Origin of the sequence: Pseudomonas sp. GM102 (assembly GCF_000282555.1) — a bacterium.
In the GTDB taxonomy this organism is placed as follows: Bacteria; Pseudomonadota; Gammaproteobacteria; order Pseudomonadales; family Pseudomonadaceae; genus Aquipseudomonas.
Map to the genome: position 1 here is coordinate 1 of NZ_AKJB01000028.1, position 17,200 is coordinate 17,200.

Sequence of the window (17,200 nt, forward strand, 5' to 3'; positions counted from 1 at the left end):
GGCCGCCGCCAGTGGCTGCCAGAGCTTCGGCCTGAGCATGGCCGAGTCGCGTCAGCTTTCGGACTTCGGTGTGGTCAGCCTGCTGCTCAGCCACCAGCGAACGCTGCGAGATGCCTTGCAGGTCGTGGTGCATTACCGTCATCTGATGAACGACTCACTGGCCATTTTCATTGAAGAGGCCGGCAAGATGGTGATCATTCGCGAAGAGGTGGTCACTGAATCGCCGATGCCCAGCCGGCAAGCCACCGAACTGGCCATCGGCGTGATGTTCCGCCTGTGCGCCGCGCTGCTCGGCAGCCACTGGCACCCTTACAGCGTCAACTTCACGCACCAGCCTCCCGACAACCTGCAACTGCATCGGCGCCTGTTCGGTTGCAAGCTGGAGTTCGGCAGCGAGTTCAATGGCATTGTCTGCTCCGACGCCAGCCTCGACGTGACCAACCCCAATGCCGACCCGGCCATGGCCCGCTACGCCCAGAGCTACCTCGACTCGCTGCTCAGCCACGAAGGTCCTTCGATGCTGTTCGAGGTGCGCAAAGCCATCTACCTGCTGCTACCGATGGGACGCGCCACCATCGAGCAGATCGCCCAGACCCAGGGCATGAACGTACGCACCCTGCAACGTCGCCTGAAAGACGACGGCTGCGCCTTCAACGACCTGATCAACGACGTGCGCCGCGATCTGGTGTTGCGCTACCTGGAAAACCCGAATTACTCGTTGGGCCGAATCGCCGACATGCTCGGCTATTCGATGGCGAGTTCTTTCACCCGCTGGTTCATCACCCAGTTCGGCATGCCGCCCGCCGCATGGCGCGCACAAAAACACACCGTCAAAGCCCCCCCGGGCCTCACCACCCTGCCCGGCTCCAGCGACTCCTGAAGCGGACGAAGGACAGGCAAAAAAAAACGGCGACTGCTGGCACAGTCGCCGTAAAAAAACCGGTGTCTGTGACACCGGCCGAGGAGTCCTGTGGCGAGGGAGCTTGCTCCCGCTGGGGTGCGAAGCAGCCCCAAAACGCGCCGCGTACTTTCTGAAAAAATGCAGCGGACTTGGAAGAGGGGCGCTTCGCACCCGAGCGGGAGCAAGCTCCCTCGCCACTGTTTTGTGTGCCTACATTCCCCAGCGCAGCAACAGCAGCACCAGCACGACAAGGAACACCGTCTCCCCCACCATCAACAGGATCGGCTTGATGCCCACCGCCGCCAGCTCCTTGAGTTGGGTCTTCATGCCCAGGGCGCTGATGGAAACCACCAGGCACCAGCGCGACAATTCATTGACCGATCCCTGCACCACCGGGGCTATCCAGCCGGTGCTGTTGATACAGGCCAGAATCAGAAACCCAACCGCGAACCACGGCAGCAGCGGCGGTCGTTTGCCGGCCGGGTCGGCGCCTTGCATGCGGGTAATCATCGCGGCGCAGACGATCACGGGCAGCAGCATGGCAACCCGCATCAGCTTGATCACCGTGGCTGTATCGCCGGTCTCGGTCGACATGCTGTAACCGGCACCGACCACCTGGGCGACATCGTGGATGGTCGCCCCCAGGAACACGCCCGCCACTTGCGGCGACAACGACAGCCAGTTGGCAATCATCGGGTACACAATCATCGCCAGGGTCGACAGCGCCGACACCCCGATCACCGTGAATAACGTTGCGCGTTCTTTCTGCGGATGGTTCGGCAATGCCGCCGCCAGCGCCAACGCCGCCGATGCACCACAAATCGCAGTGGCCCCTCCGGTGAGCATGCCGAACAAACGCTGGAACCCCAGCGCCTTCGCCGCGATCACCGAGACGCCGATCGTCACCACCACCACAATCATCACCAGCGCCACAGGCTTCCAGCCCAGCGCGGCAATCTGTTCGAGCGTGATGCGCATGCCCAGCAACGCCACGCCAATGCGCAACACAGTGCGTGCCGTGAATTCGATGCCAGCCTTGCAGGCGCCATCACCGGCCAGAAAGTTCAGCGCCATGCCCAACAGCAAAGCAAACAGCATCACCGGCGCGCCGTAATGCTCGGACAAAAAGGACGCGGCCGCCGCCACGATCAGACTGACGACAAAACCCGGCGCCAATTCGCGCGTTCGGCTGTGGATACGGGTGAGAGCGATAGTGCTCATGGCACGGACTCCTCGGAAACGATGACGATGAATACCTGGCCGTCAATGATCTCGACGGGGTAGTTGGCGACTTTGAGCTGGGTTGAATTGAGCAAGTAACCGCTGCGCAGATCAAAGCGCAGGCCATGGGCGCAGCACTGAATCACCCGCCCCTCAAGACGCCCGCCACACAGCGAGGCGCCCTGGTGCGGGCAACTGTCGTCGATGGCGAACAAGTCACCTTCAACATTGAATAACGCCAGGCTTTTGCCATCGAATTCGAACAGCGCACGACCACCCGCCTGCGGGAGTTTTCCGGCAGGCACGGGGATACGAAGACTCATGCCGATTGCTGCTTGCGAGTACTTTCTTTCAGTGCCTGGCTCATGGCCCCGAGCAATGCCACTGCAGGTTGCGCGCCCACCACCGTCATGCGGCGGTCGAACTGAAAGCTCGGCACGCCATTGCTCGCCCCGAGTGACCCAGCAAATGGAGTGCCGTCATCCATCAGGCAGTCGGCCAAGGCCTCGACATCAATGCCGCAGGAGCGGGCAATCGCGAGCAAGGTCTCACGGCAACCCAGGTCTTCGCCCTTCTGGAAATAAGCGGCGAACAGGCGCTCGAGCAAGATGTCACGCTGGGCAACATTGCCTGGCTCGCAGGCACGCTCGAAGAAACGATGAGCGTCTGCGGTGTTAGGCATTGTCGCGATGCGGCTCAAGTCAATGGCCAATCCGACCGCCGCAGCAGCCTGCTGTACCTGGGCCTGGCGCATGGCCACGGCGTCGGCATTGCCCAGACGCTTGCGATAGAAGTCGGCGAAGGGCTCACCTTGTACCGGCAACTGAGGCAGCAACTGCACGCCATGCCACACCGTGGTGATCTGCACATCCGGGTGGCGACTGCGAAACTGTACCTGCGCATGCTCCAGTTGACGCTTGCCGATCAGGCACCACGGGCAAATGAAATCGAAAAACACATCAATACGTAAACGACCACTCACAACTTCACCTCTAACGCCGCTTTGCCAATCGAATCGAGAACTTGCTCGCCCTTAAGCCGGGCAATGTCCTTGTGGTAATGACACTTGGCATAAAAGAACACGGCCGCAGCCGCGATGCTGACCAGTGGCACCAGCTGAAAAGCAGCCTGCAAGCCGATAAGGTCGGACACCCTGCCGGTGATGAACGGCCCAGGCGCCAGCCCTAGCATATTGTTGGCCAAGGTCAGCGTGGCGAAGGCCGTGCCATGGACCGAGTAATGGGTCAGGTTGGCAACCATGGCTCCGCAAGGGCCGGTCGTGCCGGCGGCAATCAACATGCCCAGGCAGATCAGCACCAATTGCCCAGGCCCCGCCGGCAGCGCGAACGCCGCTGACAACAGCAGGCAACTGCCCAGGCAATAGGCGATGGCCAAAGCGACTTTGCGCTCCGGCGAATGGCGACACAGTCGATCACTGAGCATGCCGCACAGGATCATCCCCGCACCGCTGCACAGCACGATGATCGCGGCGAGGCCACCTGCCTTGTCGGTGGCCATGTCGTAATAACGATTGAGGTAACTGGGCATCCACACAATGACGGTGCCGCCGACGAACAGTTGCAAGCCACTGCCGATGTAGGCCGCGATCACCGAGCGGCTGGAAAACAGCGTACGCAACGGACGCTTGACCGCAGCAACCGTCTTGCTCGCCGCCTGAGCGGCACGTTGCGGCGCAATGCGTGCTTCCTTGACGATGACCGGGTAAAGCACCGCCAGCAGCAGGCCAAACAGCGCCATGCCGGCAAACGACCAGCGCCAGCCAAGCTTGGCGGCGATTGCACCGCCCAGCGCCATCCCTAATACCGAACCGAACATACCACCCGCCATGAACGCACTGGCAAGCGTTGCACGCATGTGTTTGGGAAACACCGAGATCACCACGGCGATGCCGACGCTGCCGTACGCCGCTTCACCGACGCCGACCATGAATCGTGCAATGAACATCTGCTGATAGTCCTGCGCCAATGCGCAGCCCAGCGTCGCCAGGCTCCACAGCAAAGCCATCAGCGCCAGGCTTTTTACCCGGCCGAAGCGATCCGCCAGCAATGACAGGGGAATGGTCAGCAGCCCCACCATCAGGGCGACAATGCCACTGAGCAGGCCGAGCTGGCCGTCGCTCAGGGCCCATTCGCCCTTGAGCATCGGGAACACCGCGTTCAGCACCTGGCGCGACATGTAATCGGAAATCAACAGACCGAACGTCAATGCAAAGACGATCCAGGCGTACTTGCGCGCAACGCCGACGCCACTGCAGTCATCATCGTCTGCGGCGATTGGGTGAAAGGCCATGCAGCCTCCTCAAAGCTTCGTTTTATTGTTGTTATCAAGCGTGTTGCAGTGCAGCGAGCGGGAGGCCATTGCCCCCCCGCTTCGTCTGCCGATCAGCCGCGTTGCGGCACACCTTTTTGCCCGGCCTTGCGGTTAGGGGCCATGCCATTGGCCAACAGGGTTTCTTCGATGCTTTGGTACTGCACACCAATGCGGTAGATCTCACGGGCTTCTTTACCCGTGGCGATTTCGCGACCCAGTTCATGGGCGATGCGTACGGTTTGCTTGATCTGCGCAACCGAGCCGAAACGATCGCCCTTGTGATCAATGATAGTGTCTTCATTGCCCACACGCGGGTGCATACCCATGGCCATCGCCATGGTGTTGAACGGCATGACGTTTTTGAGCAGCGACTCGGAGGTCAATGTGCAACCGTCTGGCGCGCGATGGATGAAGTTGAAGAAGTTGAACGGATTGGGGCCATCGAAACCGCCGCCGATACCGATCCAGGTCAGGTTCAACGGGCCCTTGTAGACACCCTTGCGCACCAGACGCTCGAGGGTTTCCATGGCATGCATGCCGGTCAGCTGGAAATGCGGCTGGATGCCGTTGTCCATCAGACGCTTGAGGTGTTCGGCGACCCAGGCCGGGCCGGCCGGTACGGTCATTTCGCTGTACGCCGCCTGATAGGCAGGATTGGCCAGGGATGTGCCTTCCAGATATTCCGGATACAGCAGCTCCATGATGTTCATCTGGGTGGTGTTGATGGCCACCGTGACCTGGTCCGGTTTTGGCGTCAGCTCAGCCAGCATGTGCCGGGTATCGTCAGACAGCCACTTGGCGGCTTCGCCATCGCTTTCCGGTGCGAAGGAAATCGAACCACCGACCTGGATGATCATGTCCGGCACGGCTTCACGCACACCGGCGATCAACTCATTGAACTTGGACAGACGCTTGGAACCCTTGCCGTCCAATTCACGCACGTGCAGGTGCAATACCGTCGCACCCGCCTCATAACACTCAACCGCCTTCTGCACCTGCTCGTCCATGGTCAGCGGGATGTCTTCAGGGAAGTCTTCCGGCATCCACTCGGGGCCATACGGGGCCACGGTGATCACCACCTTTTCCATGTTTTCCGGGTGCAGGGAATCGTCGAAGAATTGCATGAGTTACTCCTATTCTTATGATTGTTCCGCCCACCCGGGATCGTGCCGGGCAGGCGTGTTTACGAGTGCGAATGCAGCGGCGGTCGATCAGTAAGTCTTGTCGCCGATGATCCCGGCGCGTTCCATCTTGCGATGGCACGGCGGGTAATCCATGACGGCGTAGTGCTGGGTACTGCGGTTGTCCCAGATGGCGATGCTGTTGGGTTTCCAGCGCCAGCGCACCTGATACTCGGGGATGTAGGCCTGGCTGATCAGGTAGCGCAACAGCTCACTTGCGCCCGGATTGGCGTCCTGGCCGAAGCGCACCCGCTCGGGGGTGTGGTAGTTGCTCAAGTGCGTCGTGAAGGCGTTGACGAACAGCACCTTTTCCCCGGTTTCCGGGTGGGTGCGCACCACCGGGTGCTCGGCATCCGGATACATCGCCTTGAGCGCCAGACGCTTTTCGATCGGCATGGCGGCACCGAAACTCGCTTCGATGCTATGGCGCGCGCGCAGGTCGGCGATCTTCACCTTCACGTCTTCGGGCAAGCGCGCATAGGCCTCGACCATGTTGGCCCACATGGTGTCGCCGCCCACCGGCGGGCACTCTACGCAACGCAGCACGCAGCCCATAGGCGGCGCCTCGCGCCAGGTCGCGTCGGTGTGCCAGGCGTTTTCGTAGCGGTCCATCGGCTGGTCCGGACTCTTGTAGATGCGCACCAGCCCGGGATGATCCGGATCACTACCGGCCACCGGATGATCCTCCAGTTCGCCAAAGCGTCGGGCGAAGGCCACATGCTCGGCGCGAGTGATGTCCTGATCACGCAGGAACACCACACGATGCTTGAGCAGCTGAGCACGAATCTCGGCAAAAAGACCGTCGTCATGGACTGCATCGGCGAGGTTGACGCCCACCAGCTCCGCGCCAATGCTGCAGGTCAATTGTTCGACTTTCATGGCAGACGACTCCCTTAAATGACGAAAATCGATGAGCCCGTGGTTTTGCGAGATTCCAGGTCGCGATGGGCCTGCACGGCATCCTGCAAAGCATAGTGCTGATTGATCTCGATCTTGATCCGACCGCTGCCGACATGGTCGAACAACTCGCCCGCCAACGCAGCTTTTTCCGCCGGGTCGGCAATGTAATCGGCCAGGGCCGGACGGGTCAGGAACAGCGAGCCTTTCATCGCCAGCAATACCGGATCGAAGGCCGGGATCGGGCCGGATGCCGTGCCGACACAGACCATCAGGCCGCGACGCTTGAGCGAATCCAGAGAGCCCATGAAGGTGTTCTTGCCCACACTGTCGAACACCACGTTGACCCCCACGCCGTCCGTCAGCTCACGAACGCGCTGGGCGACGTCTTCATGGCTGTAATTGATGACATGCTCGCAGCCATGGGCTCGAGCGATTTCACCCTTGGCCTCGGTGGACACAGTGCCAATGACGTTCAGGCCAAGCAGCTTGGCCCACTGTGAAACAATCAGGCCCACACCACCGGCAGCGGCGTGCAGCAGAATGCTGTCGCCGGGCTTGAAGTCGTAAATGCGTCGCATCAGGTAAGACGATGTCAGGCCGCGCATGGTCATGGCCGCGGCGGTCTCGAAACTGATGGTTTCCGGCAGCTTGATCAGCGGCGCGGCCGGGATCAGACGCTCGGTGCTGTAGGCGCCCAATGTATTGAGAAAACCGGTGTAGGTGACGCGATCACCGACTTGTACGTTGGTCACCCCTGCGCCGATGGCCTGGACCACACCGGACGCTTCAACCCCCATGCCGTTGGGCATCGGGATCGGGTAAGTGCCATTGCGAAAGTAGGTGTCGGCATAGTTCAGGCCCACCGCCACATGACGAAGACGAACCTGGCCTGGACCGGGATCGCCGACGTCGACCTCTTCATAACGAAGGACTTCGGGACCACCGGTTTCGTAGAAGCGTACGGCTTTGGCCATTTTTTCTTATTCTCCAGTCTCAAGTTGGGCTGCTGCGTCGAATTGCGCTGATTGGACTGTAGGACGCCGTCTGGTGAGTCGCTTCTCATCAGACGACAATGGCTTTTCATTTCATGACAGTGAGCACTGCATCAACAGCTGCCATGGATGACTTATCCAGTGCCTCTCGATACCCTGCGGGTACCTGATGGTGTTCCAGGTCAAACCACCTCCCTCCAGACGAGCATGTAATGAAATCCCCTGCAGGTTTGCTGCTGTCGGCTATCGAGCTGGACCGTGCCAGCGCCATCCCCCTGTACCGCCAACTCTATTTGCAGATTCGCAAACAGATTCTCAGCGGAAAAATGAAAGGGGGCGTACGCCTGCCGTCGACGCGGACCCTGAGCAAGGAATTGGCGCTGTCGCGAATCACCATTCTCAATGCATTCGATCAGCTGATTGCCGAAGGTTTCCTGGCCTCGCGCACTGGGGCCGGTACCTATGTCGGCAATGAGTGGGAGAGCCGAGGGATTGCCGACGAAGAGCAGCGCCAGCCACCGCGCCTGTCCGACCTGAGCCAATCCATGCTATCGCTGCGCAGCAGTCACTTTCGCGGGGTTTCCTATACCGATTGGGATCCTGCGACCCCCACCTCATTCCTGCCCAGCCACAGTACCTACGACGCGTTCCCCCTCGCTGTGTGGCGACGCTTGATGAACCGCCACCTGCTCAAACCGACCAAGGCCATGCTTGGCTATGGTGAACTGCAAGGGTTACAGGCCTTGCGCACGGCGATTGCCGAGTACGTCTTTGATGCCCGTGGCATCGATTGCAGTGCCGAGCAGGTGGTGATCGTTTCAGGGGCCCAGCAAGCCTTCAACCTGTTAGGCATGCTGCTGCTCAATCCGCAGGACAGCGTATGGATGGAAGACCCGGGACACATCGCGGCGCGCATTGCATTGCAGGCCCAGGGGGCTCAGGTGGTCCCGTTGCGGATCGATGGACAAGGAATTGATATTCAGCAAGGCCTGGCCGAGTGCCCTGACGCCCGCCTGGTATTCACTACGCCATCTCGCCAGCATCCCTTGGGCGTGACCATGAGTTATGCGCGGCGCCAGGCACTCATCGACTGGGCCGCGCAGTATCAGAGCTGGATCATCGAGGACGATTGCGACAGTGAATTTCGCTACAGCGGCCGCCTCCTCCCCGCGCTCTACGCCATGGACCGGATGGCGCGGGTGATCTACGTCGGCACCTTCAGCAAAGTGCTCTTCCCCTCGCTAAGACTGGGTTACGTGATACTGCCGCAAGCCCTGATCGAACCCTTCTGTACCCTGCGCGCGGTGATGGATCGCAGCCCGCCGACGCTGCTCCAGGCGACGACGGCGGACTTCATGCGCGAAGGCCACTTCCTCGGCCATATTCGCCGCATGCGTGCGCTGTACCAGGCTCGCCAGCAAGCATTGGTCGAACAACTTCAGCAACAGCTGGGCGGCTTCTTTAACATCACCCCGGTGGAAGCCGGCATGCACCTGATCGCCTGGCTGCCACCCACCCTTGATGACGACGCCATCGCCAGGGAACTGGCCCGGCACAACATCCACACCTATGCCCTGAGCGACTACTGCCTCGAGCATGTCCTGCCACCAGCGCTGCTCATCGGTTTCGCCGGTACGCCTGAGGGCCAGGCACAGGAACGCGTCGCAGCACTGGCCCGGGCCTTGAGCAAAATGGGGTACCTGCAGGCCACTTGAAGCTAGGCAAGTGGTCTTATGATTTAACTGATAATGGATCTATCGAGAGTTCCTGACTGGCGCGATAAAGGCTGCGCCGGTAGACCCGGCGTCTGACCAGGAACGACTCGAATGAACAATAAGATCCAAGAGCGATTCAATGCCTTGCTCAGCCACAAGGCTGCCGAGGCAGGAACACCTCCCCTACTGACTGAAGCACTGGCCCGCCAACTGCTCGACCGCCTTGGGCAGATGCGCTTGTTTGCTCATGCCTATCCCTTGCTGACCAACCTCACCCATGGCCGTGTCACGCCAGCCGATTTGCTGGACTTCGCCTATCGCCACGAGCTGCAGGGTCTGAGCCTGCACTTGCTCGACGGCGAAGAAAACAGCCTGAGCCAAATGACGCCCGCACAGTTGCAAGCGTTTGCCGACAAGGCCAATGCGCTCGCACTGGATGTGCACCTGGAAATCAGCAGCACGCTGAAAAAAGATGTCGATCAGGTGATCGCTATCGCCAAGGCGCTTGGGGTTCGCAACATCCGCGTTTACTCACGCTACGAGGGGACGCTATCCCGAGTCATGGACGTGATCGAGTCAGACCTGCATTACCTCGCGCAGCAGGCAGATGAGCACGACCTGTTCTTCGATTTCGAGCAGCATGAGGAACTCAAGAGCGCCGAGATTGCGCAACTGCTAAACCGGCTAAACCACCCACGGCTGCATGCCTTGTTCGACTTCGGCAATATGATCAATGCGTGCGAGCAGCCACTACCGGCACTGCGCACCCTGGCGCCGCACATACGCCAGACCCACCTCAAGGGTGTGCGCATCGTCCCCGAGCACAACGGCTTCGGCCATTACGGCGTGCTGCAGGGCAGCGACGAAGACGATCTGCCAAGCGCCCGCATGCTGTTCGAACTGTTGATGCTCGGCGACTCAACCCCGCAAGTGATCGCGTTCATCCTTGAGCAGGAAAACCACTACGTCGCCCCGGCATTCCGCCAGACCTTTGAGGCTGCCGATCCATTCATTGCCTACCGGGAAATGAGTGACACGCCACTCCCGGACGGCTATTCGCTCGAACGGATGCTCGCCGACGAACACCGCTGGGCAAACAACCAGGTCGCCTATGTGCGAGGCCTGCTGGCCGAGTTCCGAACCCTGGCCGAGTTGACCCTCGACAACCGCGAAAACGCCTGAACCTGACGTTACTACTCGATTACGCCTGGAGAACAATAATGACAACTCGTGACAAGGCCAAATGGCTCAGATTCCTGATTCTCATCCTCGGTGGTGGCACCATCTACAAGCTGGCGAACCTCAAGGACGCCTTCTATGTGCCCATGCAAGAATTCATGGGCTTGAGCCACACTGAAATCGGCCTGCTGCTGAGCGCCAACGCCATCATCGCCACCGCACTGTTTGTCGTCGGCGGCATGCTCGCCGACCGCTACGACACGCGCAAAATGATTCCCATCGGCCTGATCGGTACCGGCGGCCTAGGGCTGTATCTGGCGACCTTTCCGCCCTTCAGCAATCTGCTGATCGTATTCAGCCTGCTGGCTGTCTGCGCCGATTGCTTCTTTTGGCCCTCGCTGCTCAAAGCCATCCGCAACCTGGGTGACGATCAGGAACAGGGTCGGTTGTTTGGACTGTTGGAAGGTGGGCGTGGCGTCATTGATACCTTGGTCGCCTTTTCTGCACTGGGCGTTTTCGTCGCCATGGGCTCCGGTGAAACCGGTCTGAAATCGGCCATTCTCTTCTACTCGGTCATCGACATTCTGGCCGGAACCCTGACCTGGTTCCTGCTCAAGGGCGGCAGCGCACAGTCGATTGCCAAGCCGAAGAACGGTTTGGCGAACCTGCTCGAAGCCATCAAGGTGCCGGGTATCTGGCTGGTCAGCCTCAATGTGTTCATGGTCTACATCGTCTACTGCGGCCTGACCTATTTCATTCCCTACCTCAAGGAAATGTACGGGCTGCCCGTGGCACTGGTGGGCGCCTACGGCATCATCAATCAGTACTTCCTCAAAATCCTCGGTGGCCCTGCCGGCGGCTTCATTGCCGACAAGCAATTCAAGAGCACCAGCCGCTATCTGAAATGGGCATTCCTGGCCTTGCTGCCGCTGATGGGCGTCATCCTGTTGATCCCGAAAAGCCCGAGCTTTATCTACGCAGGCATGGCCGCCACGCTGTCCTTCGCGCTGATTGTGTTTTCCATGCGCGGCGTGTTCTGGGCGCCCATGGGTGAAGTCGGCATTCCTTCGCACATCACCGGTTCAGCCTTCGGTATCGGCTGCCTGATCGGCTACGCACCCGGCATGTTCGCTTACGTCATCTACGGCGCAATCCTCGACCATTTCCCGGGTCAGCAAGGCTACAACTATGTCTTCAGCTTGATGAGCCTGTTGGCCATTGTTGGATTCATGGTGTCCAGCGTGTTGTATAGGAGCGTGCGGAATAAATCGGTGGCAATAGGGGGGGTTGGTGCGGTGCAAAGCTGATCGGTGGAGCTCTCACCCTGGACTTGAAATCGTTGAGGGTTGCGACTATCAGTGAGGTTCAATCCTTCGAGGGCAATAACATGCCAACGACTGAAGAATCGATAATCGCAGCAGCAAGGCTGCGCGCCGCCTACCGGGGAGAAAACGAGGCACTGGCTGCAGCTTCAGCGCTCGAAGCCCTGGCAGTGCTGAAAAAAACGTTAAAGGGAGATAAGTACCAAGAGGCGCTCGAAAGACTGTATATCGAGTATTCAACCTCTTGATCCGCCTGTGCCGCCTTAGCGGCGGCACATGGTTCACTTATTGAGGACAGTTTGAACTCGCATCTCCCCTGACGCCCGCTGCACTGGCGACTATCAGCGCCACTACACAGGCAACCAACGAGAACAGAGCAAAAGCACCCATCACATGCAAGTAAGGAAGTACGTGATTCCACGCTCGAGCTACCCCCAGGAAAGCGGCAAATAACCAGCCGCTCATAGAGAGAGCCCCCAAGAGAGCGAGGCGAGTGCGGCCGGAGTTGCGTAACAAGACAAAGGGGGCCTTCTGCAGCAGCGGGAAACCGATCCGATGCAACAAAACACCATTGAGGCTAAGCAGCACGACAATACTCACCTTGGCCCAGAGCTTTTGATTGAGCAGATACGCGCTTCCCTCATAGAGGTAACCCTGGAGCACCAGCAGCAAGCCACTTCCCCAAAGAGCCAATAGCGCGAGCGTGACGATTTTTTGGGTCTCTTCGAGGTACTCACGCTGCACCTCACTCAACACATCCTTGCGCCAACTCCATAGCTTTTGGTCCGCCTGTAACACCCTCCCCAGAGCAATACAGGTGGCAATCAGATGACCATACACGAGTAGCATTTTGAGCATTACCTTGACCTTATTTTTATATGGGCAATGCACTCCCTCGCGCCCTTGATATGAAACTAAATGATACAGATTCATATTTGTATCAACAAGTTACACAATCAGCCATCCATCTGGAAGCTGCTGTTTTTGCGGGGTTTTTCCTAGCCTGGCGCTTGTGGGGCTGAGGAGTTTGCTTGGTTAACGTCAGCGAACCCAGCATTAGACTGGGCCTTTTCACCTCACGGCATGCGGTTTTCAGGCCCCCTATCAAAGTCCGCATGATTCTTCCTTGTCCTGAAGGTGGGCCGTAGCATTTACCTTTACTTGGATCGGATCACGATCGTAGAGGCGAGCATGTCACCCAGCCGTTTTCGTGAGCCAAAGAAAATAAATATCCAGTCAAAAATGCTCAGAAACGGCGTAGTGATGTTGCGGATAAAAGATTGATATAGATTGCAGTTAAGGTAGCTCTGCTCATCAATCACGGACATCCCCAGCAGCTTTTTACCCAAGCTCTGACCGTTGGGCATTGCATCGGAAAACAGGTAATACGCCGCGCCTGATCCTAACGCCAGAAGGGCGACCACGGTTGGCGGTAAACCAACAAACTCGGCTACTCGCCCTACGGCGTAGAACAGAAAGAAGGTGGTTATGGAGTCAATCAGTTGTCCTCCCCACCGACGTCCCAGGCCAGCCAGATTATTGGGCTTCTGGTACTCGCTTTGGGTGTTGCTGATTTCCATGCGTTGTCACTCCGTTGGTATATGGATACAGGAGTATCGGCACCACGTTAGCAACATTGAATTACGTCGTTTCACCCAATAGGAACGGACTAGGTCCGAAGGTGGCTGCATCTCGCCAAAGACTCACATGAACATCCCCCAACCGGTGCGTAAATTACGGTTCTCAACGCCCAGTTTTAATGTGAGTGCGGATTTGGCACCGACCAGGACCTCGCAAGAGATTCCGAGCTGACCGCTAGAAGCCGCGGCCGACGGATCTTTCGAGGGTTCAGCGGCTCAATCGGTGCCAACTACCTGCAAAATGGTTTGTCACCAAAACAGCAAGAAGTCGGGTGAATTTGCGGTCTGTTTGGCACTGCGGTTTGGGCCCAAAAACGTCGAATCTAGAAGTATGAGTCAGGCTCTCGGACGCGATGGTTTGATTCAAAATCGGCCCCTGGGCCTTGTGATCAAAGGGTCTTCATAAGGCCCACAGCCCGTCAGCAATCAATTCGAATAGATGCGCCCTCCCCGCGCTCTGTTCCGTTTCCCTAGCGCACAATCGGAAGTCCGGCTTTCGCTGCTTCCGTTTGTCTTCAAAGGCACGGCCCGCGTGACGTACAGCCGGTTTCGCTGATTTTGGATGGTGACCTTTAAGAACGAAGAATCGGAACTGCGCTTCCAGGGTTTCGCCCCCCGGAGCGGGTTTGCCCCCACCCTGTCAAGGCGCCCCCTATATCTATGCAAGCTATTGATATTAAATGAAAAACTATCGTTTTTAACGAGATACAAGACAGCCACATCATCCTATAAGAATCAATAGCTTAGCGTTGTATATTCCTACAGTAGTTCACCCTTTCTCCGGCGTTCTGCTGACCGAACACAATCCCCTCAAACACAAGACGTCTTCACAACTGATCAAGCCTGGAGGTTCAGTTCTGGCTCATCATCCCCCAGACAGGACTATCCTACCGTTCGTCTTATCCCTCCCCAGCTTCAACCCGCCAGCTTTGACAGTCAATTATTCGGATCTATAGTGAAGCCTGTTGAAAAAGCGTAAATAAAATGGAGCAATACTGGCAAAGTTTGGATGGTTATAAAAAACAACGAAGCTAGTTAGTCACCCCGTTGTGGATTTTCACCATAGCCAAACGCCTATCAAAAGGAGCAAGAATATGTCTTTCGCAAGAAAATTCGCCTTAAGCGCATTGTCATTATCCTTGGCTGCTATTTTGACCTCCGACTCACACAACAATCTCCAAACAAGAACCAACGCAAGCAGACGCCTTCTGCGGTTTCAGGGATGGCTTTATTGACCATCAATTACCCGAAATACAATTAATTAATTTCCCAACACAATTTGAATTACATTCTTGAGTTTATAGTATTGCCGTCAGAACCAGAGGCATACGCCTACAAAACGCAACTCCTCAGGCAGCGCAATAGGTTGTTATTTGCCCAAGGAAAAATGATAGCTGTTGTTATGAGAGCAAATGGATTGCAGCACTATCATTAATATTATCTCCAGGGAGGAGAAACCTATCATGACTTCGTAACCATTAGCATTTCTTGGCAGCGCGCAATAGAAAACAATAGCAATTCACTCTAATGCAATTGGAGATTTTTATCATGGGCGCATCTGAAAAGTTCTACCTAACCATTGTTAATGATTCCAAAACTAAAACCCTCATTTATAAAGACATAAACTTCGACTGGGGAAGAGTAGAATCTAGCTCTTATCCTGTAGCTCAAGTCCCGCCAAAAACAACAATTCAAGTCTTAGTCGCTCAAGGCAGGGATAATACATCCTCTGGCACGGAGGGTTCTATTAGTTATTCCATTTATGGCCAGAATGACAGATGGGTAAAAGCATCATGGAATGTACCTTGGGCAGCAGGAGCGGAAAATACGTGCGTCCCTAGTACAAGCGATGATAATCAGCAAGACAACCCAGATGGGAATATTGTTTGGCAACCACAAACACCTACAGCCGACGGCGGCACAACTTTATCAGTAGTAATGAAATTCGGGTATGAAATAGAAGAGTAATGATTATGACCAACTATCAATGGATTATAGCCCTCTACTATATGCAGAGATCAACTTTGCCGGGCTTCCAGGGATAGTTTGTAGTTCGGTGGCCAGCATGGATGTTGACGCACCTAGGCTGGCCGCTTTTTTACTTTGCCGCGGACACTTCTATTACATAGGCTTGGCACGCCGCCAGAGCGATCAATCCTTGATCGCCATCACCGGTGATTCCGATAATTCGTTGAGCATGCGCTGGGTCAAGTCGGGCGCGCGCTCCTCCATGAACCACACCGCCGGCGCCGGCAACGGTTGGCACTGCGCAACCACTGGCTGAATCCGCTCCGTCGAGGAGGACTGACAGCCGTAGATCGGAAGTAGCAAGGCGATCGCGCAGGCGAACCAATCACGCATTTGCTGTTCCATCCTGGCTTTCTGCCAACTCCCGCACGGAACGCTACCTGCTCGGCCTGGCCCAGGACGGTGCGGCCTTGCTTCTCGAAGCTCGACGACGCCCACATGCAATATGGGGTGTGCTCTGGGCGTGCATTGCCCAAAAGCTTCCGAACACAACATACATTTTTCGGATGCCAGGCCTCACCGCAACGGCCATGCTTGCAGTAGCTTTGAAAAGAGAAGCCTTGATAGCAAAACGGGCTCGAACCGAGAAATGATTACTCAACCATCCTGGCTGTCTCGCTGTGCGCCTGACCGTGCAGTAGCGCGACGATCAGACAGAACCTGTACTTCGATGCGCGGCGCTCAACCTATCGCTACCGCCGGCCAACCGACGGGAAGTGGTTCCAATTCGGTACCGACCGCGTCAAAGCGATCGATGCCGCGAAACAGTTGAACCTTGAGTTTATGCGCGGCGCTGATCTGGTTGGCGCCGTGATATCCGCTTCATCAGAGTTGTTCGCGACCTTCCTCGACAAGTATGAAACCGACGTGCTGCCGCCTCGCGAGTTGGCCAAGGGCACGCTTGGTCTCTACGCGGTGCACTTCAGACGCTTTCGCAAGCAGTTCTATGGCAAAGCGATCGACCAGATCACAATCCGTATGATCGCCGAGATGCTGGACGCCCTAACCCCGCGCACGGCAAACCAGTGCCGGGCACTGCTGATCGATATTTTCAACCACGCCGCGGCGAAAGGCCTATGTCCGGACAACCCGGCAGCAAACACGATCAACCGCATCGAGAAGAAGCAGCGCAAGCGCCACACCGTCGAGGGTTTGAAAGCTATCCGGGAAAAAGCGCCAGCCTGGCTTCAGAACGCCATCGACCTGGCCCTGATCACCGCCCAACGGCGGACGGACATCCTCGACATGCGGTTCGACGGGGTTCGGGAATGCCACTTGTACGTGGTGCAGAAGAAGACGGCCAAAGCAAGCGACGCGGCGTGGATTCGTTTTCGGGTGACCGCCGAGTTGCAAACAGTCATCCGCCGGTGCCGTGACGATATCGCCTCACCGTACCTAGTGCACCGCAAGCCTGACCGCCGGAAACAGAAACAGGCGCAGACCAAGGATCACTGGACGAAGGTTGAGGAGAGGTATTTGACGCGAGCATTCAAGGAGGCCAGGGAGGCGGCGAACTGCTGCGCGGGATGGAAGGAAGAAGAGATGCCGGGCTTCCACGAAGTGCGAGCGCTGTCGCTGCACCTGTACAAGAAAGCCGGAAAGGATGGTCAGAAAATTGCTGGCCATGCGAGCGAGGGCATGACCAGAAACTACCAACGTGACCACGAGGAAATCGTCTGGTCCGAAGCAATTCCGGACTTGAATATCAGCGAAATCACCGGGTAGTTTTGCGCGGGTTTTGCGCGGGCACAAAAAAGCCGATCTATCTCAGACTGTGTGAAAACCTAGCA

16 protein-coding genes and 2 pseudogenes are annotated in these 17,200 nt (G+C 57.4%); 7 read left to right on the forward strand and 11 right to left on the reverse strand.

All coding sequences use genetic code 11. From position 1 onward, the window contains the following. Positions 1-880: AraC family transcriptional regulator (locus PMI18_RS22790; RefSeq protein WP_007897056.1), on the forward strand; the 880-nt coding region annotated here is incomplete at its 5' end. Between the two features lie 231 nt (positions 881-1,111). Here PMI18_RS22790 and PMI18_RS22785 read toward each other — a convergent pair. The 7 genes from PMI18_RS22785 to PMI18_RS22755 all read right to left on the reverse strand — a co-directional run bounded on the left by PMI18_RS22785 (position 1,112) and on the right by PMI18_RS22755 (position 7,508). Next, on the reverse strand, positions 1,112-2,122 hold the full coding sequence (locus tag PMI18_RS22785; RefSeq protein ID WP_007897059.1) for a YeiH family protein: 1,011 nt from the start codon (positions 2,120-2,122) through the stop codon (positions 1,112-1,114). Then, positions 2,119-2,445 (reverse strand): Rieske (2Fe-2S) protein, encoded by a 327-nt coding sequence (locus PMI18_RS22780; RefSeq protein WP_007897062.1) that lies wholly within the window; start codon positions 2,443-2,445, stop codon positions 2,119-2,121. Before PMI18_RS22780 ends, PMI18_RS22785 begins: the two co-directional genes overlap by 4 nt. Continuing rightward, entirely contained in the window at positions 2,442-3,104 is a 663-nt protein-coding gene (locus tag PMI18_RS22775; RefSeq protein ID WP_007897064.1) for a DsbA family oxidoreductase, read from the reverse strand. The genes PMI18_RS22780 and PMI18_RS22775 overlap by 4 nt, the downstream gene beginning before the upstream one ends. Beyond that, entirely contained in the window at positions 3,101-4,432 is a 1,332-nt protein-coding gene (locus PMI18_RS22770; RefSeq protein ID WP_007897066.1) for an MFS transporter, read from the reverse strand. Before PMI18_RS22770 ends, PMI18_RS22775 begins: the two co-directional genes overlap by 4 nt. Positions 4,433-4,524: 92 nt before the next feature. Then, positions 4,525-5,577: a 3-keto-5-aminohexanoate cleavage protein gene (locus PMI18_RS22765; RefSeq protein WP_007897069.1), complete on the reverse strand. Its 1,053-nt coding sequence runs from the start codon at positions 5,575-5,577 to the stop codon at positions 4,525-4,527. A gap of 87 nt (positions 5,578-5,664) precedes the next feature. After that, a complete protein-coding gene (locus PMI18_RS22760; protein ID WP_007897072.1) occupies positions 5,665-6,513 on the reverse strand; it encodes a TauD/TfdA dioxygenase family protein in 849 nt (282 codons plus the stop codon). Between the two features lie 14 nt (positions 6,514-6,527). Next, positions 6,528-7,508, reverse strand: a complete 981-nt coding sequence (locus tag PMI18_RS22755) for a quinone oxidoreductase family protein (protein WP_007897074.1) — start codon at positions 7,506-7,508, stop codon at positions 6,528-6,530. 230 nt (positions 7,509-7,738) lie between these two features. On the opposite strand from PMI18_RS22755, the gene pdxR reads away from it, so the two are divergent. From pdxR to PMI18_RS22735, 4 genes are all read left to right on the forward strand, one after another. After that, positions 7,739-9,241 carry a MocR-like pyridoxine biosynthesis transcription factor PdxR gene (gene pdxR / locus PMI18_RS22750; protein WP_007897077.1) on the forward strand — a complete coding sequence of 501 codons (1,503 nt, stop codon included), beginning with the start codon at positions 7,739-7,741 and terminating at the stop codon, positions 9,239-9,241. A gap of 111 nt (positions 9,242-9,352) precedes the next feature. Then, a complete protein-coding gene (locus PMI18_RS22745) occupies positions 9,353-10,423 on the forward strand; it encodes a sugar phosphate isomerase/epimerase family protein (RefSeq protein WP_007897079.1) in 1,071 nt (356 codons plus the stop codon). A 38-nt stretch (positions 10,424-10,461) separates the two neighbouring features. After that, on the forward strand, positions 10,462-11,727 hold the full coding sequence (locus PMI18_RS22740; protein WP_007897080.1) for an MFS transporter: 1,266 nt from the start codon (positions 10,462-10,464) through the stop codon (positions 11,725-11,727). 80 nt (positions 11,728-11,807) lie between these two features. Next, positions 11,808-11,990: a hypothetical protein gene (locus PMI18_RS22735; protein ID WP_007897082.1), complete on the forward strand. Its 183-nt coding sequence runs from the start codon at positions 11,808-11,810 to the stop codon at positions 11,988-11,990. Between the two features lie 37 nt (positions 11,991-12,027). Here the strand turns inward: PMI18_RS22735 and PMI18_RS22730 are convergent, their stop codons facing one another. Together PMI18_RS22730 and PMI18_RS22725 are read right to left on the reverse strand one after the other, a co-directional pair. Continuing rightward, entirely contained in the window at positions 12,028-12,600 is a 573-nt protein-coding gene (locus PMI18_RS22730; RefSeq protein ID WP_007897086.1) for a hypothetical protein, read from the reverse strand. 299 nt (positions 12,601-12,899) lie between these two features. Continuing rightward, positions 12,900-13,322, reverse strand: a complete 423-nt coding sequence (locus tag PMI18_RS22725) for an RDD family protein (RefSeq protein ID WP_007897088.1) — start codon at positions 13,320-13,322, stop codon at positions 12,900-12,902. Between the two features lie 1,608 nt (positions 13,323-14,930). On the opposite strand from PMI18_RS22725, the gene PMI18_RS30100 reads away from it, so the two are divergent. Next, positions 14,931-15,350, forward strand: coding sequence for an aegerolysin family protein (locus PMI18_RS30100; protein ID WP_157221665.1), 420 nt, complete (start codon positions 14,931-14,933; stop codon positions 15,348-15,350). Positions 15,351-15,480: 130 nt separating this feature from the next. On the opposite strand, the pseudogene PMI18_RS22720 reads toward PMI18_RS30100, so the two are convergent. Together PMI18_RS22720 and PMI18_RS31860 are read right to left on the reverse strand one after the other, a co-directional pair. Continuing rightward, a pseudogene (locus PMI18_RS22720) lies at positions 15,481-15,729 on the reverse strand (lysis protein); the annotation flags it as partial. Then, positions 15,729-15,850, reverse strand: a pseudogene (locus PMI18_RS31860) (putative metallopeptidase); the annotation flags it as partial. The pseudogenes PMI18_RS31860 and PMI18_RS22720, both read right to left, overlap by 1 nt. A 208-nt stretch (positions 15,851-16,058) precedes the next feature. On the opposite strand from PMI18_RS31860, the gene PMI18_RS22715 reads away from it, so the two are divergent. Further along, positions 16,059-17,135, forward strand: a complete 1,077-nt coding sequence (locus tag PMI18_RS22715; protein ID WP_081499823.1) for a tyrosine-type recombinase/integrase — start codon at positions 16,059-16,061, stop codon at positions 17,133-17,135. Positions 17,136-17,200 lie beyond the last annotated feature (65 nt).

Excerpts from the sequence above, each read along its gene's own strand:
- PMI18_RS30100 (WP_157221665.1), top strand. The coding sequence starts at position 14,931 with ATGGGCGCATCTGAAAAGTTCTACCTAACCATTGTTAATGATTCCAAA.
- PMI18_RS22735 (WP_007897082.1), top strand. The coding sequence starts at position 11,808 with ATGCCAACGACTGAAGAATCGATAATCGCAGCAGCAAGGCTGCGCGCC.
- PMI18_RS22780 (WP_007897062.1), bottom strand. The coding sequence starts at position 2,445 with ATGAGTCTTCGTATCCCCGTGCCTGCCGGAAAACTCCCGCAGGCGGGT.
- PMI18_RS22730 (WP_007897086.1), bottom strand. The coding sequence starts at position 12,600 with ATGCTCAAAATGCTACTCGTGTATGGTCATCTGATTGCCACCTGTATT.
- PMI18_RS22760 (WP_007897072.1), bottom strand. The coding sequence starts at position 6,513 with ATGAAAGTCGAACAATTGACCTGCAGCATTGGCGCGGAGCTGGTGGGC.
- PMI18_RS22740 (WP_007897080.1), top strand. The coding sequence starts at position 10,462 with ATGACAACTCGTGACAAGGCCAAATGGCTCAGATTCCTGATTCTCATC.
- PMI18_RS22725 (WP_007897088.1), bottom strand. The coding sequence starts at position 13,322 with ATGGAAATCAGCAACACCCAAAGCGAGTACCAGAAGCCCAATAATCTG.
- PMI18_RS22785 (WP_007897059.1), bottom strand. The coding sequence starts at position 2,122 with ATGAGCACTATCGCTCTCACCCGTATCCACAGCCGAACGCGCGAATTG.
- PMI18_RS22765 (WP_007897069.1), bottom strand. The coding sequence starts at position 5,577 with ATGCAATTCTTCGACGATTCCCTGCACCCGGAAAACATGGAAAAGGTG.
- pdxR (WP_007897077.1), top strand. The coding sequence starts at position 7,739 with ATGAAATCCCCTGCAGGTTTGCTGCTGTCGGCTATCGAGCTGGACCGT.
- PMI18_RS22755 (WP_007897074.1), bottom strand. The coding sequence starts at position 7,508 with ATGGCCAAAGCCGTACGCTTCTACGAAACCGGTGGTCCCGAAGTCCTT.
- PMI18_RS22770 (WP_007897066.1), bottom strand. The coding sequence starts at position 4,432 with ATGGCCTTTCACCCAATCGCCGCAGACGATGATGACTGCAGTGGCGTC.
- PMI18_RS22745 (WP_007897079.1), top strand. The coding sequence starts at position 9,353 with ATGAACAATAAGATCCAAGAGCGATTCAATGCCTTGCTCAGCCACAAG.